At 62.6% G+C, this 23122-nt stretch carries 19 protein-coding genes and 2 pseudogenes; 9 read left to right on the top strand and 12 right to left on the bottom strand.

Translation table 11 applies throughout. The features are described from left to right. Nucleotides 1-154 precede the first annotated feature (154 nt). The 5 genes and pseudogenes from JFV30_RS15875 to JFV30_RS15855 all read right to left on the bottom strand — a co-directional run bounded on the left by JFV30_RS15875 (nucleotide 155) and on the right by JFV30_RS15855 (nucleotide 5744). Nucleotides 155-1270, bottom strand: coding sequence for an MDR/zinc-dependent alcohol dehydrogenase-like family protein (locus JFV30_RS15875; protein ID WP_169388883.1), 1116 nt, complete (start codon nucleotides 1268-1270; stop codon nucleotides 155-157). A gap of 28 nt (nucleotides 1271-1298) precedes the next feature. Continuing rightward, on the bottom strand, nucleotides 1299-2054 hold the full coding sequence (locus tag JFV30_RS15870; protein WP_201124558.1) for an SDR family oxidoreductase: 756 nt from the start codon (nucleotides 2052-2054) through the stop codon (nucleotides 1299-1301). Between the two features lie 152 nt (nucleotides 2055-2206). Next, nucleotides 2207-3214: a substrate-binding domain-containing protein gene (locus tag JFV30_RS15865; protein WP_010172023.1), complete on the bottom strand. Its 1008-nt coding sequence runs from the start codon at nucleotides 3212-3214 to the stop codon at nucleotides 2207-2209. A gap of 57 nt (nucleotides 3215-3271) precedes the next feature. After that, the gene (locus JFV30_RS15860; RefSeq protein WP_010172022.1) at nucleotides 3272-4261 is read right to left on the bottom strand and encodes an ABC transporter permease; all 990 of its coding nucleotides are present in this window, start codon (nucleotides 4259-4261) and stop codon (nucleotides 3272-3274) included. Next, nucleotides 4258-5744: pseudogene (locus JFV30_RS15855) on the bottom strand (sugar ABC transporter ATP-binding protein). Before JFV30_RS15855 ends, JFV30_RS15860 begins: the two are co-directional and overlap by 4 nt. 284 nt (nucleotides 5745-6028) lie before the next feature. Between JFV30_RS15855 and rpiB the strand changes: the two are divergent. Together rpiB and JFV30_RS15845 are read left to right on the top strand one after the other, a co-directional pair. Further along, complete coding sequence (rpiB, locus tag JFV30_RS15850; protein WP_010172018.1) at nucleotides 6029-6490, top strand: ribose 5-phosphate isomerase B; 462 nt, start codon at nucleotides 6029-6031, stop codon at nucleotides 6488-6490. Between the two features lie 63 nt (nucleotides 6491-6553). Further along, nucleotides 6554-7534, top strand: coding sequence for a sugar-binding transcriptional regulator (locus JFV30_RS15845; RefSeq protein WP_003215718.1), 981 nt, complete (start codon nucleotides 6554-6556; stop codon nucleotides 7532-7534). An 896-nt stretch (nucleotides 7535-8430) separates the two neighbouring features. On the opposite strand, the gene JFV30_RS15840 is transcribed toward JFV30_RS15845, so the two are convergent. Continuing rightward, entirely contained in the window at nucleotides 8431-9384 is a 954-nt protein-coding gene (locus tag JFV30_RS15840) for an aliphatic sulfonate ABC transporter substrate-binding protein (RefSeq protein WP_201124557.1), read from the bottom strand. A gap of 138 nt (nucleotides 9385-9522) precedes the next feature. Here JFV30_RS15840 and JFV30_RS15835 point away from each other — a divergent pair, with 138 nt between their 5' ends. Continuing rightward, nucleotides 9523-10128: a histidine phosphatase family protein gene (locus JFV30_RS15835; protein WP_201124556.1), complete on the top strand. Its 606-nt coding sequence runs from the start codon at nucleotides 9523-9525 to the stop codon at nucleotides 10126-10128. Nucleotides 10129-10161: 33 nt separating this feature from the next. Here the strand turns inward: JFV30_RS15835 and JFV30_RS15830 are convergent, their stop codons facing one another. Beyond that, nucleotides 10162-10659 (bottom strand): GFA family protein, encoded by a 498-nt coding sequence (locus JFV30_RS15830; protein WP_201124555.1) that lies wholly within the window; start codon nucleotides 10657-10659, stop codon nucleotides 10162-10164. A 117-nt stretch (nucleotides 10660-10776) separates the two neighbouring features. On the opposite strand from JFV30_RS15830, the gene JFV30_RS15825 reads away from it, so the two are divergent. Then, nucleotides 10777-11670, top strand: a complete 894-nt coding sequence (locus JFV30_RS15825) for a LysR family transcriptional regulator (RefSeq protein WP_201124554.1) — start codon at nucleotides 10777-10779, stop codon at nucleotides 11668-11670. On the opposite strand, the gene JFV30_RS15820 is transcribed toward JFV30_RS15825, so the two are convergent. Further along, the gene (locus JFV30_RS15820) at nucleotides 11658-12551 is read right to left on the bottom strand and encodes a LysR family transcriptional regulator (protein WP_169388876.1); all 894 of its coding nucleotides are present in this window, start codon (nucleotides 12549-12551) and stop codon (nucleotides 11658-11660) included. The two genes, JFV30_RS15825 and JFV30_RS15820, sit on opposite strands and share 13 nt — an antisense overlap. A gap of 99 nt (nucleotides 12552-12650) precedes the next feature. On the opposite strand from JFV30_RS15820, the gene JFV30_RS15815 reads away from it, so the two are divergent. Then, complete coding sequence (locus JFV30_RS15815) at nucleotides 12651-13646, top strand: aldo/keto reductase (protein WP_201124553.1); 996 nt, start codon at nucleotides 12651-12653, stop codon at nucleotides 13644-13646. A 71-nt stretch (nucleotides 13647-13717) separates the two neighbouring features. After that, nucleotides 13718-14119, top strand: coding sequence for a (R)-mandelonitrile lyase (locus tag JFV30_RS15810; protein ID WP_242487094.1), 402 nt, complete (start codon nucleotides 13718-13720; stop codon nucleotides 14117-14119). Nucleotides 14120-14125: 6 nt separating this feature from the next. Here the strand turns inward: JFV30_RS15810 and JFV30_RS15805 are convergent, their stop codons facing one another. Next, nucleotides 14126-14989, bottom strand: a complete 864-nt coding sequence (locus JFV30_RS15805) for a LysR family transcriptional regulator (RefSeq protein WP_169388873.1) — start codon at nucleotides 14987-14989, stop codon at nucleotides 14126-14128. Between the two features lie 102 nt (nucleotides 14990-15091). Here JFV30_RS15805 and JFV30_RS15800 point away from each other — a divergent pair, with 102 nt between their 5' ends. Further along, nucleotides 15092-16090, top strand: coding sequence for a quinone oxidoreductase family protein (locus JFV30_RS15800; protein ID WP_201124551.1), 999 nt, complete (start codon nucleotides 15092-15094; stop codon nucleotides 16088-16090). A 272-nt stretch (nucleotides 16091-16362) separates the two neighbouring features. On the opposite strand, the gene JFV30_RS15795 is transcribed toward JFV30_RS15800, so the two are convergent. Both JFV30_RS15795 and JFV30_RS15790 read right to left on the bottom strand, forming a co-directional pair. After that, nucleotides 16363-16749 (bottom strand): phage infection protein, encoded by a 387-nt coding sequence (locus JFV30_RS15795; protein WP_201124550.1) that lies wholly within the window; start codon nucleotides 16747-16749, stop codon nucleotides 16363-16365. 136 nt (nucleotides 16750-16885) lie between these two features. Continuing rightward, on the bottom strand, nucleotides 16886-17608 hold the full coding sequence (locus tag JFV30_RS15790; protein ID WP_010171992.1) for a pirin family protein: 723 nt from the start codon (nucleotides 17606-17608) through the stop codon (nucleotides 16886-16888). Between the two features lie 181 nt (nucleotides 17609-17789). Here JFV30_RS15790 and JFV30_RS15785 point away from each other — a divergent pair, with 181 nt between their 5' ends. Further along, nucleotides 17790-18740, top strand: coding sequence for a GlxA family transcriptional regulator (locus JFV30_RS15785; protein WP_201124549.1), 951 nt, complete (start codon nucleotides 17790-17792; stop codon nucleotides 18738-18740). 88 nt (nucleotides 18741-18828) lie between these two features. Further along, nucleotides 18829-20376 (top strand): ATP-binding protein, encoded by a 1548-nt coding sequence (locus JFV30_RS15780; RefSeq protein ID WP_201124548.1) that lies wholly within the window; start codon nucleotides 18829-18831, stop codon nucleotides 20374-20376. On the opposite strand, the pseudogene JFV30_RS15775 reads toward JFV30_RS15780, so the two are convergent. After that, nucleotides 20323-23112 (bottom strand): annotated as a pseudogene (locus JFV30_RS15775) (ATP-binding protein). The gene JFV30_RS15780 and the pseudogene JFV30_RS15775 overlap by 54 nt on opposite strands. Nucleotides 23113-23122 lie beyond the last annotated feature (10 nt).

The following is a 23122-nucleotide window of genomic DNA, read 5'->3' as shown; positions in this document are numbered from 1 at the left end:
TGTTCTGGGTGTTGGGGCGGGGGCTTTTGTGGGAGCTGGCTTGCCTGCGATGCAAGCGCCTCGGTCTTTCAGTGACACCGGGTCGATGCTATCGCAGGCAAGCCAGCTCCCACAAAGAGCCCGGCGCCCGCAGGGTTTTGTGTTATTGAGCCAATCAGGGTTCCAGGACGACTTTAAGCGACTTGTCTCCGCGTTCCATCACCGCAAACGCTTCCTTGAAGTCCGCCAGGGCAAATTTGTGGGTCACCACGTCGCGCATGTCGATCTTGCGGTTGCCGATAAAGTCGATGGCCCGTGGGTACATGTACGGGCCCAGGTGCGAGCCCAGCACGTCCAGTTCCTTGCGGTCGCCGATGATCGACCAGTCCACCGTGGCCTCGTCGTTGAACACGCTGAACTCAACAAAACGCCCCAGCTTGCGCAGCATCGCCAGGCCCTGGTTCACCGCCTTGTGATGCCCGGTGGCTTCGATGTAAATGTCGCAACCATAGCCATCGGTGATCTCGCGAATCTTCGCCATCACGTCGACCTCGGCGGGGTTCCACACTTCATCCGCGCCCATGCGCAGGGCGAGGGCGGCGCGTTCGGGCTTCATGTCGAGCACGATGAGTTTTTTCGGGTTGCGCATGCGCACCGCGCCGATGATCCCCAGGCCCAGGGTGCCGGCACCGGCCACCACCACGATGTCATCGAAATCCACATTCGCCCGTTCCGCTGCGTGCAGCGAGCAGGCCAGGGGTTCGATCAGGATCGCTTCATCCGGGGCAATCGAGTCCGGCACTTTGTGGATGATGCCTTCCTTGGTGAAGATCATGTACTGGGCCATGGCGCCCTGGACGTTGTTCTGGAAGCCATACAGGTCGTGCTTCTGGCACATCCAGTACTGGCCGTGGTTGCAGAAACGACAGCCCCAGCACGGTACGATCTGTTCGGAAATCACCCGGTCGCCGACCTTCACCCCACGCTTTTCCGCGCCCGGGCCGAGGGCAACCACGCGGCACACGAATTCATGCCCGGGAATCATCGGCGGCTTGACGTAGCGCGGTTGCTCGGCATCGCCCCAGAACGACGGTGCGCCGCGATAGGTCTTGATGTCGCCCATGCAGATGCCACACAGCTCGACCTTGGTCAGGATCTCGTCGGGACCGGGTGTGGGCACGTCGACGGTCTCCAGGCGGTAATCTTCGGGGCCATGGCAGACCACGGCCTGCATGGTTTTCGGAATGACGGGGGCCAGTTGCTCAGGGGTGCGTTCGGTGACAGTGGACATGACGATAAACCTCACGACAAAAGATGAATTACTGAATGCTGTAGCCGCCGTCGATCACCACGTTTTCCCCGGTGATCATCTGTGCGGCGTCGCTGAGCAGGTACAACGCGAGCCCGGCGATTTCTTCCGGCTGGGCAAAGCGGCCCGCCGGGATCTGCAACTTCGCCCGTTCCCCCAGCTCGCCCGCCCAGGCCTTTTTGCCCAGGGCGGTTTCGACGATGGTCGGGGAGATGGCGTTGACGTTGATGTGGGGCGCCCATTCCATGGCGAGCACCTTGGTCATGCCGACCACGGCGGCCTTGCTCGCGCAGTACGCGACGTGACGGTCGAGGCCGATCACCGCCGCTTGAGAGGCGAGGTTGACGATGCGCCCGCTGCCCTGGGCAAGCATGTGCCTGGCGCAGGCCTGGGCCACGAAGAAGCTGGCCTTGAGGTTGATGTCGAGGGTGGTGTCCCAGGCGTTTTCGCTGACGTCCAGGGCCTTGTCCAACAGGGCGACGCCGGCGCTGTTGACCAGGTAATCCAGGCGCTTGAAGTGATCGAATACGTAGTCGACGGTGCTCTGCACCTGGTCGAGCTGGCGCAGGTCCACGGCGATGCCGATGTTCCCGGCGCCGAGGCTGGCGGCGACTTCGACCACGGCCGGGTCGCGGTCCAGCAGGGCCACCCGCGCGCCGCGTTCCACCAACAGGCTGGCACAAGCCAGACCGATCCCGGCGGCCCCGCCGGTGATCACGGCGCAGCGGCCGGTGAGGTCGAAGGCTTGATTCCAGAATCCAGACATGAACATGACTCCTCTTACTGACAATCGAGATCTAAGGGTGGAGCCCGGTCAAATGTGGGAGCTGGCTTGCCTGCGATGCAGGCGACTCGGTGTATCAGCAGCACCGAGGTGATGCCATCGCAGGCAAGCCAGCTCCCACATTGATCGTGTTGCTATTTGCTGCCGCTGACCTGCTGATACAGCGCATCCGCATTCGCATTGGTCACCGGTACCCACGGCAGGATGTAGTTCTTGGCAGTCCCGTCACCCCATTTCACGTCCTTGCCATAGCGTTCCCAGATCACCGACTGCGGCTTGTAATCCTTGCCGGCCAATGCCCGCAGCGCCACATCCAGCGCGCCCTGGGACTGTGCCTGGGCGTCTTGCAGGAAGGTGGTCACTTCATCTTTCTTCGCGGCCTGGATCGCATCCGGCATGCCGTCGATGGAGGTCACCGGCACGTCCTTGGAGGTGAGCCCGTGGGACTTCAGTGCCTGCACTGCGCCGAGGGCCATGTCGTCGTTCTGCGCGATCACGCCGTTGATGCCTTTGGGGTGGGCGTTCAGCCAGTCTTCCGTCAGGGCCAGGGCCTGGGCGCGGTCCCAGTTGGCGGTTTTCTTCTCGATGATCTTGATGTCCGGGTGTTTGCCCAGTACTTCCATCTCGCCTTTTTCACGGTCGATCTGGGCTGACTGGCCAATCGGGCCCTGGATGATCACCACGTTGCCTTTACCGTTGAGCTTGTCGACCATGGCCTGGGCCTGGAGGCGACCGCCTTCCACGTCGTCGTTGCCCACATACGGCACGTTGGCGTCGGCCACCTTGGTGTTGGAGGCGATCACCACCACGTCGTTGCTCATGGCGGCCTTTACGGTGCCGACGCCGGCCTTGGTGTCGATCGGCACAAACAGGATCGCGTCGTAGTGCTGGGTCACCATGTTTTCAATCTGGTTGTTCTGGGTCAGCGCGTCGTAGTTGCCGTCGAATACGGTCAACTGCACGGTGCCGTCTTTGACCGCCGGGTGTTCTTTCAGCTCGCGCACCCAGTTCTGCATGAACTGGCCCTTGAGCCCGTACACCGCGGCGCCGATCTTGTAGGTCTTGCCATCGGCAGCCAGGGCAATGCTGCTGGCGAGCAGGGAGAGTGCCGCGACGGCGGCCAGGGAAATACCAACTTTCATGATGAGAACTCCGCTTATTGTTGTAGGTCGTTCAGTTCGGTTTTCGAGGAAAAGCGACTAGCGTTTTTTCTTGCGCCACACATCAATCAGTACTGCGAACACGATGATCAGGCCCTTGGCGACCTGCTGGTAATAGGAGGACACGCCGAGCAGGTTCAGGCCGTTGTTGATCACGCCGATCAGCAGCGCGCCAAACAGCGTGCCGACAATCGTGCCGGTGCCGCCGGACAGGCTGGTGCCGCCGATCACCACCGCCGCAATCGCGTCCAGCTCATACGAAGTGCCGGCCTGGGGCAGGGCGGAAGTGGTGCGTGCCGAGAGCACCACACCGGCCAATCCGGCGAGCAGCCCCGACACCACGTACACCGAAAACATCACCTTGCGCACGCCGATCCCGGAGGTGCGTGCACTCTTCTCGTTGCCGCCCACCGCGTACACATAACGGCCGTAGGTGGTGTAGCGCAGCACCATCCAGAAGATCAGCGCGACCACGGCGAAGATCACAATCGGCACGCCAATCGGGCCGATCTTGCCGATGCCCAGCGCCAGGTAGGCGTCCGGCAAATCGGTGATCGGGCTGCCGTCGTTGAGGATGAAGGTCATGCCCCGGGCAATGCTCAACATGCCGAGGGTCGCCACAAACGGCGGGATTGACAGGTTGGCGACCATAAAGCCGTTCACCACACCGAGCATCGCCCCGGCGAACATCCCGGCGCTGACTGCCGCCAGCACGCCGTAGCCCTGGGTCGCGACCATGGCGCTGCACAGGCCGGCAAACGCCAGGATCGAGCCCACCGACAAGTCGATGCCCTTGGTCAGGATCACGTAGGTCATGCCCACGGCGAGGATTCCGTTGATCGAGGTCTGGCGCAGGATGTCCATCCAGTTGCGCCAGGTCATGAAGTATTCGCTGGCGAAGGCCATCACCAGGCACAGCAGGATAAACACCAGCGGCAGGCCGAAGCGGTCGAGGGACAAGCGCAGGCGGCTGCGCGGTGCGGTGGTGATGGGGGCGGCTGCAGGTGTAGAGAGTGATTTGGCATTCATGAGGCAAGACTCAACAAGGCTTCCTGGGAAAGGGCGGTATCGCTGCTGATGGTGACCAGCCTTCCGCCTTTGAACACGGCAATACGGTCACTCAGGTGGAGCAATTCCGGGGCTTCGGACGACACCACAATCGCGGCGCCACCGGCGCGCACGAACTGGTCCAGCAGGTGATAGATCTCCTGCTTGGCGCCTTCGTCGATGCCCCGGGTCGGCTCATCGCACAGCAGGCAGATCGGCTGGGTCGACAGGCATTTGGCGAGCACCACCTTCTGCTGATTGCCGCCGCTCATGGACTCCACCGGCAGGTCCAGGGAGGTGGTCTTGATCTGCAGGCGCTTGACCATGTCCTGAGCCAACTGGTTTTCCTTGCGCGCATTGATCAGCGACCAGCTCGACAGCTGCTTGTACGCCGACAGCGCGATGTTCGAGAGGATGCTGCCGCTGAGCACCAGGCCGCTGTCCTTGCGGTCTTCGGTGACCAGCGACATGCCGGCCTGGATCGTCGCCTTGGGCAGGCCGATGGGCATCGGCTTGCCTTGCAGGGTTACGCTGCCGGAATCCGGGGTGGTGAGGCCGTAGATGCAATTGAGGAATTCACTGCGGCCCGAGCCCATCAGCCCATAGATGCCCAGAATCTCGCCCTGGCGCAGCTGCAGGCTGATGTCCGGAACTCGCCGGCACGGCTCAGGCTGTCGACGTCCAGGCAGCATTCGGCGGCGCATTCGCGGCCGACTTTGTGATCGATGCGGGTCAGTTCCTGGCCGACGATGCCGCGCACCAGATGGGCGCGGTCGATATCGGCCATGCGCCCGGTTTCAACAAAGGCGCCGTCGCGAAAGATGCTGTAGTCGTCGGCGATTTGCGCCAGTTCACTGAGGCGGTGCGACACATAGACGATGCCGGCGCCGCGGGCGGTGAGGCGGCGAATCGCCTTGAACAGGGTTTCGGCCTCGCGCTCGCCGATGGCCGAGGTGGGCTCGTCCATGATCATTACCTGGCAGTCGTGGCTGAACGCCTTGGCGATCTCCACCAACTGGATCTGCGCCACGCTCAGGCGATGCATGGGGCTGGTGGCATCGACGTCGAATTCCAGGCTTTCCAGCAATTGGCGAGTGCGCCGGTTCAATTCCTTGCTGTCGACGATGCACCCGGCGCGGCGCGGTTCGCGGCCCAGCCAGATGTTTTCGGCGACGGTCATGTAGGGAATGGGTTCCAGCTCCTGGGTGATCATCGCGATCCCCGCCGCCAGTGCTTCGCTGGGGCGGTTGAACTGAACGGGTGAGCCGTTGAGCAGGATGGTCCCGGCGTCACGCTGGGTGATGCCCATCAGGATGCTCAGGAAAGTCGATTTGCCTGCGCCATTGCCGCCGCACAGAGCGTGGACGCTGCCGGCCCGCAGAGAGAGGCGCCCCTCACGCAGGGCAGGAATCCCGGCGTAAGCCTTGGCGACGTGTTCAGCCTGGAGCAGTAATGGCGTGGCCATCGGCGTGTCCTCGTGCTGTGAATTCTTATTAGGTCGCACAGTCATGTTTCGCTGTGAGCATATGTGTATCAAATGAAATTCTGATCAGTCAATCTCTTTCACCGAAAAGTTGTAAATGGGTGGATTTGCGCAAAGTGTGCCGGTTTAGAGGGCTTTGACTGTGAGGTCAGCTAAATCCTGCTTGACAGGGCGCTTGGAATATCCGAGAAATGACTGAGCGAAATTTCATTGAGTGATCATATGATCATTCTCCAGCACCCAAAACGGCAGCGGAGCCAAACGCCATGAACACACCTTTCCCGGTGGCTATCGGATGCGATGAAGCGGGTTATGAGCTCAAAGAACTGTTGAAGCGCCACATCGAGGCGCTGGGTTACCCGGTGACCGACTTCGGCACCCACTCCACGGCGCCGGTGCTGTACCCGGACATTGCCCTGGCGGTGGCCACGGCGATCAACGCCGGCCAGCAACGGCTGGGCGTGCTGGTGTGCGGCACCGGTATCGGCATGGCCATCTCGGCCAACAAAGTCCTGGGGATTCGTGCGGCCCAGGCCCACGACACCTACTCGGCGGAGCGAGCGCGCAAGAGCAACGATGCGCAGATCCTGTCCATTGGTGCACGGGTGATCGGCGCGGAGCTGGCCAAAAGCATCGTCAAGTCGTTCCTGGAGTCGGAGTTCGAAGCCGCGCGTTCCGGGGCCAAGGTCGACCGCATCAACGCGATCGAGCGTGACGGGCATCAGTAGTGGACGGAACGGGGCAAGAGTCGGGAGAATGCGCCTTTGACACCGAAACGGAAGCCCGTGCCCATGAGTGACAGTACCCAGCGCATCGCCAGCGACATCGACCTGATGACCGAAGTGGCGATGCTCTATTACCTTGAGAACGTCACTCAGGAAGCCATCGCCAAGCGCTTCGACCTGTCCCGGGCAAAAGTCAGCCGCCTGCTCAAACGCGCGCGGGATGAAGGGATTGTCGAGGTGCGCGTGCTGCAGCACCCGGCGATGAACAACGAGCTGGAACAGGCGTTGGTGGAGCGCTTCCAGCTGGACCGGGCCTTGATCGCGGTCGACCACAGCGACCCCGACACCCAGCGCTCGGCCGTTGCCAGCCTGGTGGCCAACTACCTGAACAAAACCCTCAGCGACGGGATGATCGTCGCGGTCGGCATGGGGCGTAATGTGGGCGCGGTGGCGGATAACGTGTTCCTGCCGGTGACCCGCAACTGCACGTTTGTGTGCGCTATCGGTGGTTCGCTCAAGGCCGGCGAATACATGAACCCTGACCATATCTGCCGGCGCCTGGCCCTGCGGTTTGGTGGCGAGAGTGAAAGCCTGTATGCGCCGGCACTGGTGGCTAATCCGGAGCTGCGCGGGGTGTTGATCAGCAATGACACCGTGCGTTCCACCCTTGACCGTGCCCGTCGTGCCGACATGGCGTTGATCGGTATTGGCGACATGAGTGAAAACAGCAACATGGTGCGCATGGGGTGGTTTTCGCCCCAGGAGATCGCCCAGGCGCGGTTGTCCGGCACGGTGGGGGACATGATGGGGTATGACTTTATCGACATTCACGGGCAGCCGGCGGTCAACGCCATCCAGGGACGGGTGATCGGGTTGACGGTTCAGGAGCTGTTCCGGATTCCGGATGTGGTGGCGATTGCGAGTGAAAACACCAAGGCAGCGGCGACGCTGGGGGCATTGCGGTCGGGGGTGATCAATACCCTGGCGACCACGGTGACCAATGCTCATACCATTTTGGCGTTGGATGATGCGACGCGTAAAAGCTGACATACACGGTAGGTCAGCTTTTTGTGTTGGGTTGGGGGCATATCCGTTATTTAGGTAACGGCTTCTATGGGTTCCGCTCTTACAGCGGCTCACTTTTGAAAAGCGCAAAAGTAAGCAAAACGCTCTTGCCCCACCACTCGGCACCTCGCTAATGCTCGGTGTGCCCTCACTCCGGCTTTGGAGCGTGGGCCGCCGCGATGGGCCATCCTTGGCCCAGCGCGGCTAACCCGGCGTCCTGCCGGGTTACCCACGCTCCAAAGCCTGCGTTCGGCCAGCGTGGTTTAACGGGGCGCCTAAGATCAAGATCAAAAGCAGATCAAGAGCACAGCGGCCTACAGGCCGGCTTGAGTGGTGTGAAGCAAAGGCAAAATCAAAATCTAAAGCCAGAGCGGGCACGGTCAAATGTGGGAGCTGGCTTGCCTGCGATGGCATCAACTGGATGTACCTGAAAAACCGAGGTGTCTGCATCGCAGGCAAGCCAGCTCCCACAGAAAAGCAGAGCTGCAGCAGTTTCAGATTTGGTTTTCGCTTTGGCTTTGGCTTTTGCTCTGGCTTCTACCACTCAAGCCGGCCTGTAGGCCGCTGTGCTCTTGCTTTTGATCTTGATCTGGCTCTGACTGCCCCAATAAGCCCGAGGCCGAACGCAGGGATTGAGGAGCGGGTAAACCGGCAGGACGCCGGTTTAGCCGCGACGGGCCAGGGACGGGCCGTCGCGGCGGCCCGCGGAGCAATGCCGGAGTGAGGGAACACCGAGCCTAGGCGAGGTGCCGACAGGCGGGGCAGAGCCTTTGCTTACTTTGGGGCTTTTCCAAAGTGAGTCGCTGTAAGAGCGAAACCATAAGCCGCCGTTACCGCAGAAATGGATATGCACCCCGCCCCGGATGCCGGGCAAACCGTCAGGGCTTCCACACCTGCACATCCTGCGCATCTACCGCCTTGGGCAGCAACCCCGCCTTGAAAAACGCATCGGCAATCTTCTGCTGCTCCCCCAACTGATCCAGCGTCACCGGCTGCACTTCATAACTGCGATGAGCATTGGCCGCCTCGACAGTTTCCACATCCAGGTTGCCCCACAAAGGCCCCAGCACTTTCGCGGCATCACGCGGATGGCTCTTCACCCACTCACCCGCCTGGTGCAACTGCTCGTAAACCACTTTCAACACTTCTGGATGCGCCTTGGCATAAGCCGTACCCGTCAGGTAATAACGCTTGTAACTGGCCAGCCCAGTGCCATCCGCGAGGGTACGGGTAGGCAGTTGGCGCTGCACGCTGGTAAGGAAGGGTTCCCAGGTGACCCAGGCGTCGACCTTGTTGTTTTCAAACGCAGCGCGACCGTCGGCGGGCGTCAGGTACGCCGGCTCGATATCGGAGAAGGCCAGCCCTGCTTTGTTCAGGGCCGCGATCAACAAGTAGTGAGTGCCAGCAGCCTTGGTCACGGCGATTTTCTTACCCTTCAAATCCGCCAGTTGCTGGATCGGCGAGTCCTTGCGCACCACGATGGCCTGCGCCTGCGGCGAGGGCGCTTCCTGGGCGAAGTAGGTGAGTTTGGCCTGGGCGGCCTGGGCGAAGATCGGCACAGTGTCGGCCACGTCGGCGCTGATGTCGACGTTGCCGACGTTCAAGGCTTCCAGCAGCGGCAGGCCACTGGGGAACTCATGCCAGGTGACGTCGATGCCGTCGGCCTTGAGGGCTTTTTCCAGGGTGCCCTGGGTTTTCAGCAGGGTGATCAGGGTCGAGGATTTCTGGTAACCGATGCGTACGGTTTCCTGGGCTTGAGTGTTCAGGGTGGTGCAGAGGCCCAGTGTGGCCAGGCCGGCGATGAAAAGGCGGTGGAGCGAAAACTGGGGCATGGCGTGCTCGACTCTTAATGGATTAAGGTCAGCTTATGGTTCTAAAAATCTTTCGATAAATAATCTTTCGATCTTAGCTTAGGACTTTATCGGGGAGGCCGTTCGCGGCTTTTCAACGTCAGGATGAAGGAGGGCGGTATGCAGTTGTATGTTGTTCGCCATGGCGAAACGCAGGCCAATGCCGAAGGGCGTTACCAGGGCTCGCTGGACGTTGAGCTCAACGAGCGGGGCGTGCTTCAGGCGCAGGAGTTGCGGGTAAAGTTACCGGTGCAGATCGACACCGTCGTGGTCTCGCCGCTGCGCAGGGCTCAGCAAACGGCGGCGATTGTTTTTGCGGATGACGGGCTGGCATTGTCCACGCTGGATGCGTTTCGTGAACGCGGTGTGGGTGTGTTTGAAGGACTGACCCAGGAGGAAGCGGCGCAGCGGTATCCCGAGCTGTGGGCGCAAAATATTACCCGGCAGTGGGAACTGGCGCCGACTGATGGGGAGTCAATCTCACAGTTTGTCGAGCGTATTCGGGGTGGATTGAATGAGCTGCTGCTGAACCATGGGCAACAGGTGGTGGTACTGGTTGCCCATGGGGTGGTGGCCAAGGCGATCCGCGCATTGGTTCGCGATGACTTTTCGGACTTCTTCGATTGGCAACTGCGCAATGGAGAAGTGCTGACTCTTAAGATCGACTCGACTTCTGTGGTGAGGGGGCTTGTCCCCCGCTGGGCTGCGCAGCGGCCCCAAAACTAACAGCAGAGTTCTATCTGACAGAGCACGGGGACCTTATTGGGGCTGCTTCGCAGCCCAACGGGGGACAAGCCCCCTCGCCACATACATTTGTGTTTTGTGTTCACTCAACGCCTGCGCAAACGCCTGGGGCGTCGGGCTTTGCGGCCACGTCGGAACGCCCTCCGCCAGCGTCACCCACGGCTGCTTGTGCCGCACCCAGATATGCGCCACCGGCTGCACGGCCGGGCTCTCATCCAGTGTCCCGACCCGCAGCACAACCAGCCCCGGCGCAGCCGTCGTGGTGTTGTAGATTCGCGTATGGCACACCCCGCACAGGTGATGCTCCGAACGCTGCCCCTCTAGGTCATAACCATATTCCGTCAACACCCCGTCGACCTTCAACGCGTCCGCCGGCAACAGCGCATGCAAGGCAAACGCGCTGCCGCTCCAGGTCTGGCAGTGCTGGCAATGGCAGGCATACACCGCCAGCGGTGCGTCGGTATTGAGGGTGTAGGTCACGTTGGCGCAGCGGCATTGGCCGGTGAGTGTCATCAAAAACGATCCTGTGCAAAGTGAGGGCGAAAGCCCCATCGGTTATGCTCGCCAGCATGCCGCAGCCCCCGAACAAAGAACATCCGCCAAAACTGCCCAGCGGCTCACAGGAAATGTATGAACGCCCCTCAACTCCAATGGGAAACCCAGCGCGCCTTCCTCGCCGTGCTGCGCACCGGCAGCCTGTCGGGCGCGGCCCGTTTGCTGGGGATCGCCCAGGCCACCGCGCGGCGACGGATCGAGGCGCTGGAGCAAAGCGTCGGGGTCAGCCTGTTTATCCGCTCACCTTCTGGGCTGTTGCCCACCGACACCGCCAAGGACCTGATCAGCCACGTGGAAGCAATGGCCGTTGCCGCCAACGCCTTCAACCGCGCAGCCTCCGCCGATGCGGCGTTGGCCAGTGGCACGGTGCGGCTTACCAGCGGCAAGCTGCTGGGGGTTGAGGTGCTGCCGCCGATGCTGCGCAGCCTGCGCCGTGATCATCCGCAATTGGCCATTGAGTTGAGCGTGTCCAACCGCCTGCAAGCCCTGGCCCGGCAGGAGGCTGACGTCGCCGTGCGCATCCGCCGCCCTACGGAAGCGACGGTGGTCGCGCGCAAGGTCGGCGACCTGCAAGTGGGGTTGTACGCCGCACCGGAGTTGCTGGCGGAGCAGGGCACGCCGGACACCGTCGCGCAATTGCACGGCTACCCGCTGATCGGCCCGGACCGCAATTTGCTGGAGATCGAGTTCCTGCGTGAGCGCGGTTTTGACTGTTCGGCGGCCAATACATTTATCCGCACCGACGATCACCTCGCCCAGTTGGCGGCGCTGCGTGCCGGGCTGGGAATTGGCGTGTGCTCAAGCCAGGTGGCGCAGCGTCACGGGCTGGTGCGCGTGCTGCCCGGGCAGGTGGATTTCAGCGTCGACGTGTGGATTGCGATGCATCAGGACATGCGCCGGGTGCAGCGCATCGCCTTGGTATTTGAGGCCCTGGGCGGCGCGCTGGCGGACTTCCTTCAACCGCGATAACGCAGCGCTTCCACCAGCAGCGCAAAGGCGGGTGAGGCCTGGCGACGGCTGGGGTAATACAGGTGGAAACCGGCAAACGGCGCGCACCAGTCATCCAGCACCTGCACCAGGCGCCCGTCTGCCAGATAAGGCGCCACCAGATCGGCAGGCACGTAGCTCAAGCCGAAGCCGTCGAGCGCCGCCTTGAGCAAGGGGTACACGCCATTGAACGTCACCTGGCCAGACACCCGCACATTCAGGCTTTCCTCGCCTTTTTTGAACTCCCACACGTACAGGCCGCCATTGGTGGGCAGGCGCAAATTGTTGCAGGCGTGATCGGTCAGGTCGCGAGGTGTGCGGGGTATGGCGCGCTGGGCAAAGTAGGCCGGTGAACCCACCACCAGCATGCGCATATCGGGACTGATGCGCGTGGCAATCATGCCTTGGGCCACGTCTTCCCCGAGGCGTACGCCGGCGTCGAAGCCGTGGGCGGCGATGTCGACAAAGCCGTAGTCGCAACACACTTCCACTGCGATATCCGGGTACTGCGCCAGGAACGGTTTCAGCACCGGCCACAGGATGAACTCCAGCGCGTGGTCCATGGCATTGATACGGATGGTGCCGGACGGCCTGTCCCGCAAGTGGCTCAACCCCTCAAGGCCGACCTGGATTTCATCGAAGTGCGGCCCGATCGTATCGATCAAGTGCTGCCCGGCTTCGGTGGGCGACACGCTGCGGGTGGTGCGGGTCAGAAGACGCAGCCCCAACCGCGCCTCCAGGCCGCGCAGGGTATGGCTCAGCGCCGACTGGGAAACCCCGAGCTTGGCCGCCGCCTTGGTAAAGCTGCGCTCGCGGGCTACCGCCAGAAACGCGAGCAGGTCATTGGCGTTTTCCCTGAGCATTGGTGAGTCATCCTCATAAGTATTTTCAGATTCTAGCGGCTAATTATCACAATTCTTAACTGTTAGATTGGAATCAGCCCCCTTACCCGGAGAACGATCATGCTCAAACGCACACTCGGCAACAGCCCACTCGAAGTCTCCGCCCTTGGCCTTGGCTGCATGGGCATGAGCTTTGGCTACGGCCCGGCGGCCGACAAACAGCAGATGATTGCCTTGTTGCGCAACGCGGTTGAACAAGGCGTGACCTTCTTCGATACCGCCGAAGTCTATGGCCCGTTCATCAATGAAGAACTGCTGGGTGAAGCGCTGTCGCCGCTGCGTGAGCAGGTGGTGATCGCCACCAAGTTCGGCTTTGCCCTGGACCCGTCCGGCAACGGCAAATGGTCGGGTCTCAACAGCCGGCCGGAGCATATTCGCGAGGTGGCCGAAGCCTCGCTCAAGCGCCTGAAGACCGATGTGATCGACCTGTTTTACCAGCATCGGGTGGACCCGAATGTGCCGATCGAAGAGGTGGCCGGCGCGGTGAAGGATTTGATTCAGGAGGGTAAGGTCAAGCATTTCGGTTTGTCTGAAGCCGGCGCCTCGACCATCCGCCGCGCCCATGCCGTGCAACCGGTGACCGCGTTGCAAAGCGAGTACTCACTGTGGTGGCGCAAGCCCGAGGCCGAGGTGTTGCCACTGCTGGAGGAACTGGGCATTGGCCTGGTGCCCTACAGCCCGTTGGGCAAAGGCTTTCTGACGGGCAAGTTCGACAGTCACAGCACCTTTGACAGCTCGGACTTTCGCAGCACGTTGCCAAGGTTCACGCCCGAAGCCTTACAGGCCAACCAGGCCCTGGTGGAGTTGCTGCACCAGGTCGCCCGGCGCAAACACGCCACGCCATCGCAGATCGCATTGGCCTGGTTGCTGGCCCAGAAGCCCTGGATCGTACCGATTCCGGGCACCACCAAAACCTCGCGCCTGACGGAAAACCTGGGGGCGGTCGAGGTGCAGCTCAGCGCTGCAGAACTCAGTGAGCTGAACGTCGCCGCTGCAAACATCGCGGTGCACGGCGACCGCTATCCCGAAGCCCTGGAACGGATGACCGGCCTATGAACACTCGTCTCGCCGTCACCGCACTTTCATTGTCCTTGCTGGCACTCGAATCATCGGCACAGGAGACCCCCATGCTGACCATCACACCCAACGGTTCCCAACCCTCGGCCAAAGGGCCGGCGGACTATTTCACCGGCACAGTGCGCGTCGACTCACCTTTCAAGGGCACCGATGCCGCGCGTGTCACTGGCGCCGTTGTCACCTTTGAACCGGGGGCGCGTACCGCGTGGCACACCCATCCCCTGGGGCAGACATTGATCGTGACCGCAGGTCTGGGCCAGGTTCAGGAATGGGGCCAGCCCGTGCGGGCAATTCGCCCCGGCGACACCGTGTGGATTGCCCCCGGCGTCAAGCATTGGCACGGCGCCACGGCCATCACCGCCATGACCCATATCGCGATCAACGAGATGCTCGACGGCAAGGTGGTGGACTGGATGGAACAGGTCAGCGACGAGCAGTACGCGGCGCAGTAATCGGCTTCAGCGCCGCAACTGCGGCGCGCTTTCAATGCAACTCACCAAAAACTCCATCACCACCTTCACCGAAGGCGAGCGGCGCATGTCGGGGTACACCGTCAGCCAGATATCGCGAACCGGGCCTTCGGTATTCGTTGCCAGCCGCACCAATGCTGCGTCGTGATCACCCACCAACGTGGGCAACACCACCGCGCCCACCTGGGACCGGGCGGCCATTTGCTGGGTGATCAGGTCGCTGGCGGCAAAGGCAATCGCGCGGCTGCCGCGTACCTGGTGCATCCATGCCTGTTGGGGCAGATGGTCACGGGTGGCGTCATAGGCGATGAACGCCCACTGTTCGGCGGGTAACCGTTTGAACTCGGGTGTGGCATAGAGCCCGAAGCGCACCGCGCCGACCTTCCTGCGCACCAGTGCCTCTTCATCGGGCCGCACCGTGCGCAGGGCAATGTCGGCTTCACCTTTGTCCAGAGCGGCAAGCGTGGTCGAGGACATCAGCACGATATTCAGTTTGGGATACTGCGCCCGGAAGCGCGCGACGTGGGGCGCGATGCAGTGGATGGCAATCGACGGCGGGCAACTGACCCGCACGGTGCCGGCCACTTCGATCGAGGCCACGCGGGACAGGCGCATGACGTCGGTGGCCATCTCGCCCATGCCTGCCGCCAACCTGGCCAACGCCAGGCCTTCCTCCGTGAGTGGCCGGCTGCGGGGCAGGCGATCCACCAGTTTGACGCCGAGGGCTTTTTCCAGGGCATCGACGCGCCGGCCCACGGTGGCGTGTTCCACCTGCAGCTCGCGGGCGGCCGCCGACAGCGACTGGGTGCGCGCCAGTACGGTGAAGTAATACAGATCCTGCCAGTCGAACATCGGGTTATTTCCGCACGGAGGGTGGGAGGTGTTGGGGAATTCTCGTACAGAGTGGTGCCTTTTACCATGGCGCATTCCTACCGCAAACGGAGTTGTCCCGCGATGAAAGCCCTCACCCTTGAAACCTACGGCGGCCCGGAGGTCGTTCAACTGCGCCTTGATGTGCCCAAACCCCAAGTGATGCCCGGCCACGTGCTGATCAAGGTGGCCTGCGCCGGGATCAACTTCATGGATGTGCATACCCGTCAGGGCAAGTACGCGCAGTCGGTGACGTACCCGGTGCGAGTGCCTTGCACCCTGGGCATGGAAGGCGCGGGTGTGGTGGTGGAAGCGGGCGAGGGCGTTAGCCATCTGGCGCCAGGTGATCGGGTGGCGTGGTGCATTGCCTGGGGTGCGTTTGCTGAATACGCCAGCGTGCCCGCCGCGCGGGTCGCGCAGATTCCGAATGCGATCGGCTTCGATCAGGCGGCTGCGGCGATGTTCCAGGGCTGTACGGCTCACTACCTGATTGAAGATGTCGCACGGTTGCAGGCAGGCAACAGCTGCCTGATCCATGCCGCGTCCGGCAGCATCGGCCAGTTACTGGTGCAAATGGCCCGTCGACTCGGCGCCACGGTATTCACCACCGGCAGCAGCACTGAAAAATGTGCGATTGCCCTTCAGCGGGGTGCTGATCACGCCTGGCCATACGACGGGTTTGCCGAGCGAGTCTTGCAGGCAACGCAGGGGCAGGGTGTGGACGTGGTGTTCGATTCGGTGGGCAAGGCCACCTTGCGTGAAAGCTTCAAGGCCTGTCGTACGCGGGGGCTGATCGTCAATTACGGCAACGTCTCCGGTTCGATCACTGATCTGGACCCGATGGAGTTGGGGGAAGCCGGCTCGCTGTTCCTGACCCGTCCTCGGCTCAACGACCACATGGCCGATGGGCCGACGGTGCAGAGGCGTGCCAATGCGGTGTTCGCGGCGATGCTTGAGGGTTCGCTGACGGTGGATATCGAAGGGCATTACACGCTGGAAGAGGTGCAGCAGGTGCACGCGCGGATTGAAGCCAGGCAGCAGATTGGCAAGGCGGTGGTGTGGCTGGATCGTGAGCTGTGTTAACAGCGAGTGGCGACATACGCTGGCGAGAGCGCTTGTGTGGCGAGGCTTGTGTGGCGAGGGAGCTTGCTCCCGTTGGGCTGCGAAGCGGCCCCAAAACCTGCCAACGGGTCTCCCCTGAAGAAACGCGGTGTATTCATTGGGGCTGCTGCGCAGCCCAGCGGGAGCAAGCTCCCTCGCCACAGGGTTTTGTGGCGCTGTTGGCGGTGAGTAAACAGCAGGCGAAAAAAGCCGGCTGATCAGGCCGGCTGGGGGTGAACCGCGAGCAACCAGGGTTATGCGCGGTTTTCCATCAGGCGGTCGGCACCACCTTCAGCTACACGGTTGCCTTGAAGACGCTCAGCACCACCTTCAGCTACACGGTTGCCTTGAAGACGCTCAGCGCCACCTTCAGCTACACGGTTGCCTTGAAGACGCTCAGCGCCACCTTCGGCTACACGGTTTTCTTGAAGACGGTCAGCGCCACCTTCAGCTACACGACGTTCCAGCAACCGATCAGAACCGCCTTCCGCCACACGACGTTCCAGCAAACGGTCAGAACCACCCTCAGCCACGCGGCTGTCCATCAGGCGATCCGCGCCGCCTTCAGCGAGGGCAGGTTGAGTAAAGGCGCTTACAGCAAGTACCGAGAAAGCGAGGCTAAGCAAGAGTTGGCGTTTCATGAGGGTGTGCTCCGGGATGTCATTGGTTGGTATGGATGTGATGGTACGCGGTGGATTTTTTTAGAGAACTTCATTGCGCTGATGGTGACTATCGACGTCAGCGATGGCCCGTTTTTCCGAGCCATCGTGCCGACCTTTACGGCATTTCAGGCAGTTCACGAGGGCGCAGGTCGAACACCAGCACCTCGGCATTCTCGCCATGGCTCAGGTGAATCTCCCGCTCATCGCGCACTCGGGCACCGTCGCCTTCGTGCAAGCGCTGGCCGTTGACTTCAATGCTGCCCCGCGCCACATGGATGTAGGCGTAGCGCTCCGGGGCGAGGGCCAGGCTTGCGGTTTCAAAGCCGTTGAACAGCCCGGCATACACCCGCGCATCCTGGCGCACGCCAAGGGAGCCGTCGGTGCCTTCCGGCGAGATGATCAGCTGCAACCGGCCACGCTTTTGCGCTTCGGTGAAGTGCTCCTGCTGATAGCGCGGCTCGGCGCCGGCCACGTCCGGCACGATCCAGATTTGCAGGAAGTGCACGCCCTGGGTGTGGCTGTGGTTGAACTCGCTGTGGGCCACGCCGCTGCCGGCGCTCATCAGTTGCACATCGCCTGGGCGAATCACCGAACCGGTGCCCAGGGTGTCCTTGTGTTCCAGGGCGCCTTCGAGCACATAGGAGAAAATCTCCATGTCGCGGTGCGGGTGTTGGCCGAAGCCCTTGCCGGCGGCAACCCGGTCATCGTTGATCACCAGCAGGTCGGAAAAACCCTGTTCCCTGGGATTCCAGTAGTTGGCGAACGAGAAGGTGTGGAACGACTTCAACCAACCGTGATTGGCGGCGCCGCGTTCCGAGGCTTTGCGAAGGGTCAGCATGGGGTGTTCTCCTCAAGGGAAGCTGGCTGCGAGATGCAGGGCTTCGGTGTGAGGAGAAGGTTACTGGTTAGTTATAGGTTGATTAAGAAGCTGAAATCGGAATGACTGTCCTGTATGAGTTGACAGTTGATGGCATGCCATAATGCAAGGATTCCTCTCCCCGAACGGACAGTTGCTAATAATGAAAACCGTGGCCATGGCGCTGTTTCCCGACTTTCTGCTGCTCGACATGGCCGGGCCGCTGGAAGTGTTCTCCATTGCCAATCGCTACCTTGCGCCGTCAGCTCACTATCAGATCCTGACGATCGGTACCGAGCAGGGGCCCCTGCAGGCCTCCAATGGCGTGGTGGTGCATCCCGATCTGCACCTGGACCAGGCCCTTGAGGCATATGACTTGCTGTTGGTCCCCGGCGGCCCCGGCGCCTACAACGAATGCCATCCCGCTCTGTTGCCCTGGCTCAAGGCGGCTGCGCCTCGTGCCCGGCGATTCGGCTCGATCTGCACCGGTGCCTTCGTGCTGGGATACGCCGGCTTGCTGGACGGCCAACGCGTGACCACTCACTGGCATTACACCGAGCGGCTGATCAAGGCCTTTCCCAAGGCCACGGTGGAGACCGACCGCATCTACCTGCAGGACGGCCGGCTCATCACCTCTGGCGGCGTGACGGCGGGCATCGACCTGGCGCTGTCCGTTGTAGCCCAGGACCACGGCAAGCAGGTGGCTGTCGACGTGGCCAAGGTGTTGCTGGTGGTCATGAAGCGCCAGGGTGGCCAAGCCCAGTTCAGCCCGATGACCGCAGCGGTGGCCCCCCAGGAAACCGCGATTACCCGGGTGCAGACCCATGTGCTGGAGCGGCTGGACCAGGCCTTTACCATCGAGTCCATGGCGCAACTCGCAGGCATGAGCGCGCGGCACTTTGCGCGGGTGTTTGCCAAGGAAGTGCAGATGACCCCGATGGCTTTCCTGCAGGGCGCGCGCATTGATCGCGCGCGGCACTTGCTGGAGACCAGCGACCTGCCACTCAAGACCGTAGCCTTTCATGCGGGCTTTGGCAGCGTGCGGCATATGCGTTTTCTGTTCAGTGAAAAACTCGGCTTGAACCCGACCCAATACCGCCAGCAATTCAGCTGATGGCCGTCTGGCGCACCTGAATGTCCGTGTGGATCCCTGTGCCAGCATTGTCCTGTCACGGGTAGCTGGCAAGATAGCCGTCAGTCCCATGGAAAAGGATGCGCAGGCGCCCAAGACCGGGTGTTTCAGCGCTTTGACGAGCATGCATAGCCTTCATACGATTGAGCCTGAATGTGAAGTGCGCTTCGGCCCCTTCACCTTTTACCCCCAGCAGCGCCTGGTGTGCGAAGAGGGCCGGCCGCTGCCGCTGGGCGGGCGTGCCCTGGACATTCTCGCGGTGCTGGTGGAGCAGGCCGGGCAGTTTGTCAGCAAGGCAGACCTGATTACACGGGTGTGGCCCAGCAGCGTGGTGGAGGAGAACAACCTGCGGGTGCACATCGCGGCCTTGCGCCGTGCCTTGGCCGATGGCCAGGGCGGGCGGCGTTATATCGTCAACCTGCCGCTGCGCGGGTACTGTTTTGTCGCGACGCAACCAATGCAGGCAGCACCGGCACAGCCCTTGCCTCACCATAACCTGCCGGCACGCCTGGTACCGGTGTTCGGCCTGGACCCGCTGGCGCATGCCCTTGCACGGCGCTTGCCGGGCCAAACGCTGATGACGCTTACCGGGTGTGCCGGCATCGGCAAAACCACCCTGGCCCTGTACCTGGCTGCACAGGTGCTGCCGCGTTATCGCGACGGCGTGTGGCGGGTGGAGTTGGCCGGTGTCAGCCAGCTATCGGGCGTGGTCCGCCAGTTGTCCGAGGCGCTCGGGATTGACGTTGAGCCGGGTGGCACCTTGCAAGGCTTTTGCCGACAACTGGCGTCGCGGCATTTGTTGTTGGTCCTGGATGGGTGTGAACAGGCGGTGGCCGCGTGTCGCAACCTGGTGTTCGCGCTGCGGGAGATGGCGCCCCGGGTGACGCTGTTGTTGAGCAGCCGCGAAGCCTTGCACATTCCTGGGGAGTGGGTTCAGCGCGTGCCGGCGCTGGTCGTGCCGCCGCTGTCGGCATTGGCCGATGTCGAACAAGCGCTGGCTTATCCTGCGGTGCAGCTATTTGTCAGTCGCGCCCGGGCCAGCCAGCAAGGCTTTGGTTTGCGCAGGCAAGACCTGGCGCCCCTGCGGGATATCTGCCGACGCCTCGACGGCATCCCGCTGGCCCTGGAACTGGCGGCGGCCCAGGTCGATGCCTTGGGCGTCAAGGGCTTGCAAACACAGGTTGCGAACGGCTTGCTGGTGCTCACTGGCGGGCGGCGAACGGCCGTAGGGCGGCACCAATCCATGAACGCGGCACTGGACTGGACCTACGATCGCTTGAGCCTGCCGGAGCGTTGGCTGTTCCTCCAATTGGGGTTGTTCAAGATGGCGGTGAGCCTGCCGACGCTGGGTGCGCTGATTGCCGGCACTGAGCTGGAGCATGCCGACTTGCCTTATCTGCTGGCACGGTTGGTGGACACCTCGCTGCTGACCGTCGAACCCGGCCCCGGACCTCGGCGTTATCGCCTGCTCAATTGCGTACGCGCCTACGCGTTGGCCCGTTTGGGTGACCCTGCCCAGGTGGGGTTGTTGCAGCAAGGCTACGGGCACTATCTGGGGGCGTTCTCAAGCCGGCAGTTTGTGGTGCAGTTCGTCGAGCAGGCGGCGCACGCTCACTAGGTCCGGCGTGGAAAACCCTTCGGTAAAGCGCCCATGAACGGCTTGCAACAGGTCGCGCGCGGCGGCGTGCCGACCCTCGCGATGCCATAGCCGGGCCAGTGACAGGGCGCTTCGCAGTTCCCAGGCCAAGGCTCCCTGCTGATGCGCCAGCCCCAGCGCTTCCAGCAACAGGCTTTCAGCCGCCTGCACCGGGGGCGAGTCAGCCCGGTGCAGCAGGGATTCGGCCCGCACCCGCAGAATCTCCGCGGTGCACCAACCCGCATCGCCTTGCCTGGCTCGTTCGAAGCAGGCCTCATCCACGTCCCGAGTGTGCAGGGTCACGACGATGTCCTTGATCAGGCCCAGGCCTTCGACGTGCTCCTCGTGCGCCACGCCGTCCAGTGCGTGGGTGTAATGCCTGGCCCAGGTGTCGAACAGCAGCACCGAGTGCTTGCGCGCCTGCTGTGACAGCAGTTCCAGCATTGATCGGGCGGCCCCGTCGTCGCCGTTGTAGTGGGCGATGACGACACCCGCGAGGGCCAGTGTGTAGCAGATCGAGGTGCCGTGATTGATTTGCAGCGCCAGCTCCAGCGCCTGGCGGGCAGTGCGCCAGGCGCGCTCCGGGAACCCCTGGAGCCAGAGGATGCGTGCCAGTACCGTCAGCGACGCCACGCTCTGGTCGTATTGCACGCCAAATCCATGGGTAAACCGATTGAGGTGGCCGCTGTGGGCCATACGCTGCATCACCTGTTCGGCGTTGTGCCGCGCCAGGGCCTGGTTGCCGGCAAAATGTTGCGCCAGCACCCGCAGGCGCTGTGCGCTCAAGGCCAGCAGCGGTTGGGCGTTGGGGTCCAGGCGGTCGAAATGCAGGCTTTGGCGCAGGGCCTGGCGGTAGTTGCCGTTGCACAGGTTGACCGCCATATGGCCGGACACGGCCCTGAGTTGGCCGGCGACATTGTGGCTGCCTTCGGCCAGTTGCCGTGCCTGCACGAACGCGTTGATGGTCTGTGGGGTTGCGCCCTGGGTGTGATAGGAAAAACTGCCCAGGGCCAATTGCAGTTGCAGGTGCAAGTGCGCGCAGGGAGCAGCCGATTGCTGAAGCAGGGCCAGGGCTTTGCCTACGTACAAACCATGCTCGGTGAGCAGCGACAACTCCTGCCACAGCGGCATCGCGCTGACCGTCAAACGGATGGCCAGCAGCGGCGCGCCGTTCTGGCTCAACCCCCAGTCGAGGGCGGCACGCACATCTTCGCGACAGCCTGCATAACGGTCGAGCCACTGCCGGGTGGACACTTGTTCCCAGTCGGCTTGCGCCTGATTCATCAGTGTCAGGCACCGGGCGGCGTGTCGCTCACGGCTGGACTCCAGCTCGCAGGCAGCGCTGAGTTTCTCCAGGGCGTAGGTCCGGGTGATGTCCAGCAGCCGATAGGCCACCGCTTCATCGCCCACCTCAACGTTGAGCAAGGACTTGGCCACCAACTGCGTGATTGAACCCAGCACCTCGGTCGGCGCAATGTGCTCACCGCCTATCACCGCCGCCGCTGATTCCAGGGTGAAGCCACCCCGGAACACTGCGAGGCGCCGCAGGCATACCTGCTCGCAAGCGGTCAGCAGGTCGAAGCTCCACTCCAGGGTGGCGCGCAGGGTCTGGTGCCGGGGCAGGGCGCTGCGTCGGCCGCGGGTCAACAGGCGAAAGTTATCCTCCATCTGCACCCGCAAGCCCTGCAGGCCAAAGCGTTTTATTTGCGCCGCCACCAGCTCGATCGCCAAGGGAATGCCGTCCAGGCGTCGGCAGATATCGATGGCCAGGGGCAGCTCGCTGTCACTCAGTTCAAAGCCGTCCCAGCACGACAGCGCCCGTTCTACCAGCAATTGCAGCGCGGGATACGCCATGGCTGCGGCGCGGTCGCCAGTGGCCGGTGGGCATGCCAAAGGCTCCAGGCGTTGTACGAACTCGCCTTCTGCGCGCAGGGCTTCGCGGCTGGTGGTCAAAATGTGCAGATGGGGGCATTGCGCAGCAGGGTTTCACTGATCAGCGCAATATCGTCGAGCAGGTGCTCGCAGTTGTCGATCACCAACAGCATCTGGCGCTCGCGCAGCAGGCCGGCCAGACTGGCCAGCGGCTCGTGACTCGGTGGCGGGAGCTCCAGCAGGGCTGCCAGGTTGGGCACGATCATCGAAGGCTGGCTCAGGGGGCGAGGTCCAGCAGGCGAATGCCGTCGCGGTAACGCCCGATCAGCAATTCTGCCACTCGCAGGGCGACGGTGGTCTTGCCGATACCGCCTGCACCCGTGAGGGTGATGAAGCGGTGCCGAGGCAACTGGTGCACCAGGCTTTCGATCAGGGCCTGGCGTCCCAGCATCCGCGTGCGGCGCAGCGGCAAGTTATGCCCGGGATGGCCCCCGCGCTATCGCCTTCCAACGCGGTGGGTTCGATACTCAGGGGTGCCACAAAACTGTAGCCGCGCTGGGCCACGGTGACGATATAGCGCTGCCCGGCCTGGCCGTCGCCCAGGGCCTTGCGCAGGGCCGCCATGTGCACCCGCAGGTTGCCGTCCTCCACCACGGTCTTGGGCCAGACCCGGGCGATCAGCTCCTGTTTGCTCACCACCTGGCCGGCGTGCTCCAGCAAAACCAGCAGGATATCGACCGCCCGACGGCCCAGGCGCAATGGCTGGCCACCTTCCAGCACCACGCGCTGGCGCGGGTGAATCCGGTAGGGGCCGAAATGCATGGCCTGGTCGTTGAGGTTGCTCATGCGCGGTCTC

The organism is Pseudomonas sp. TH32, from assembly GCF_016650855.1.
Classification (GTDB): domain Bacteria; phylum Pseudomonadota; class Gammaproteobacteria; order Pseudomonadales; family Pseudomonadaceae; genus Aquipseudomonas.
The sequence above is the reverse complement of the archived record's forward strand: the minus strand, read 5'-3'. Positions and strand labels throughout refer to the sequence as shown.

Excerpts from the sequence above, each read along its gene's own strand:
- JFV30_RS15860 (WP_010172022.1), bottom strand. The coding sequence starts at position 4,261 with ATGAATGCCAAATCACTCTCTACACCTGCAGCCGCCCCCATCACCACC.
- JFV30_RS15840 (WP_201124557.1), bottom strand. The coding sequence starts at position 9,384 with ATGCCCCAGTTTTCGCTCCACCGCCTTTTCATCGCCGGCCTGGCCACA.
- JFV30_RS15785 (WP_201124549.1), top strand. The coding sequence starts at position 17,790 with ATGAAAACCGTGGCCATGGCGCTGTTTCCCGACTTTCTGCTGCTCGAC.
- JFV30_RS15820 (WP_169388876.1), bottom strand. The coding sequence starts at position 12,551 with ATGCTCAGGGAAAACGCCAATGACCTGCTCGCGTTTCTGGCGGTAGCC.
- JFV30_RS15800 (WP_201124551.1), top strand. The coding sequence starts at position 15,092 with ATGAAAGCCCTCACCCTTGAAACCTACGGCGGCCCGGAGGTCGTTCAA.
- JFV30_RS15875 (WP_169388883.1), bottom strand. The coding sequence starts at position 1,270 with ATGTCCACTGTCACCGAACGCACCCCTGAGCAACTGGCCCCCGTCATT.
- JFV30_RS15815 (WP_201124553.1), top strand. The coding sequence starts at position 12,651 with ATGCTCAAACGCACACTCGGCAACAGCCCACTCGAAGTCTCCGCCCTT.
- JFV30_RS15835 (WP_201124556.1), top strand. The coding sequence starts at position 9,523 with ATGCAGTTGTATGTTGTTCGCCATGGCGAAACGCAGGCCAATGCCGAA.
- JFV30_RS15780 (WP_201124548.1), top strand. The coding sequence starts at position 18,829 with ATGGAAAAGGATGCGCAGGCGCCCAAGACCGGGTGTTTCAGCGCTTTG.
- JFV30_RS15865 (WP_010172023.1), bottom strand. The coding sequence starts at position 3,214 with ATGAAAGTTGGTATTTCCCTGGCCGCCGTCGCGGCACTCTCCCTGCTC.
- JFV30_RS15790 (WP_010171992.1), bottom strand. The coding sequence starts at position 17,608 with ATGCTGACCCTTCGCAAAGCCTCGGAACGCGGCGCCGCCAATCACGGT.
- JFV30_RS15825 (WP_201124554.1), top strand. The coding sequence starts at position 10,777 with ATGAACGCCCCTCAACTCCAATGGGAAACCCAGCGCGCCTTCCTCGCC.
- rpiB (WP_010172018.1), top strand. The coding sequence starts at position 6,029 with ATGAACACACCTTTCCCGGTGGCTATCGGATGCGATGAAGCGGGTTAT.
- JFV30_RS15805 (WP_169388873.1), bottom strand. The coding sequence starts at position 14,989 with ATGTTCGACTGGCAGGATCTGTATTACTTCACCGTACTGGCGCGCACC.
- JFV30_RS15810 (WP_242487094.1), top strand. The coding sequence starts at position 13,718 with ATGCTGACCATCACACCCAACGGTTCCCAACCCTCGGCCAAAGGGCCG.
- JFV30_RS15845 (WP_003215718.1), top strand. The coding sequence starts at position 6,554 with ATGAGTGACAGTACCCAGCGCATCGCCAGCGACATCGACCTGATGACC.
- JFV30_RS15795 (WP_201124550.1), bottom strand. The coding sequence starts at position 16,749 with ATGAAACGCCAACTCTTGCTTAGCCTCGCTTTCTCGGTACTTGCTGTA.
- JFV30_RS15870 (WP_201124558.1), bottom strand. The coding sequence starts at position 2,054 with ATGTCTGGATTCTGGAATCAAGCCTTCGACCTCACCGGCCGCTGCGCC.
- JFV30_RS15830 (WP_201124555.1), bottom strand. The coding sequence starts at position 10,659 with ATGACACTCACCGGCCAATGCCGCTGCGCCAACGTGACCTACACCCTC.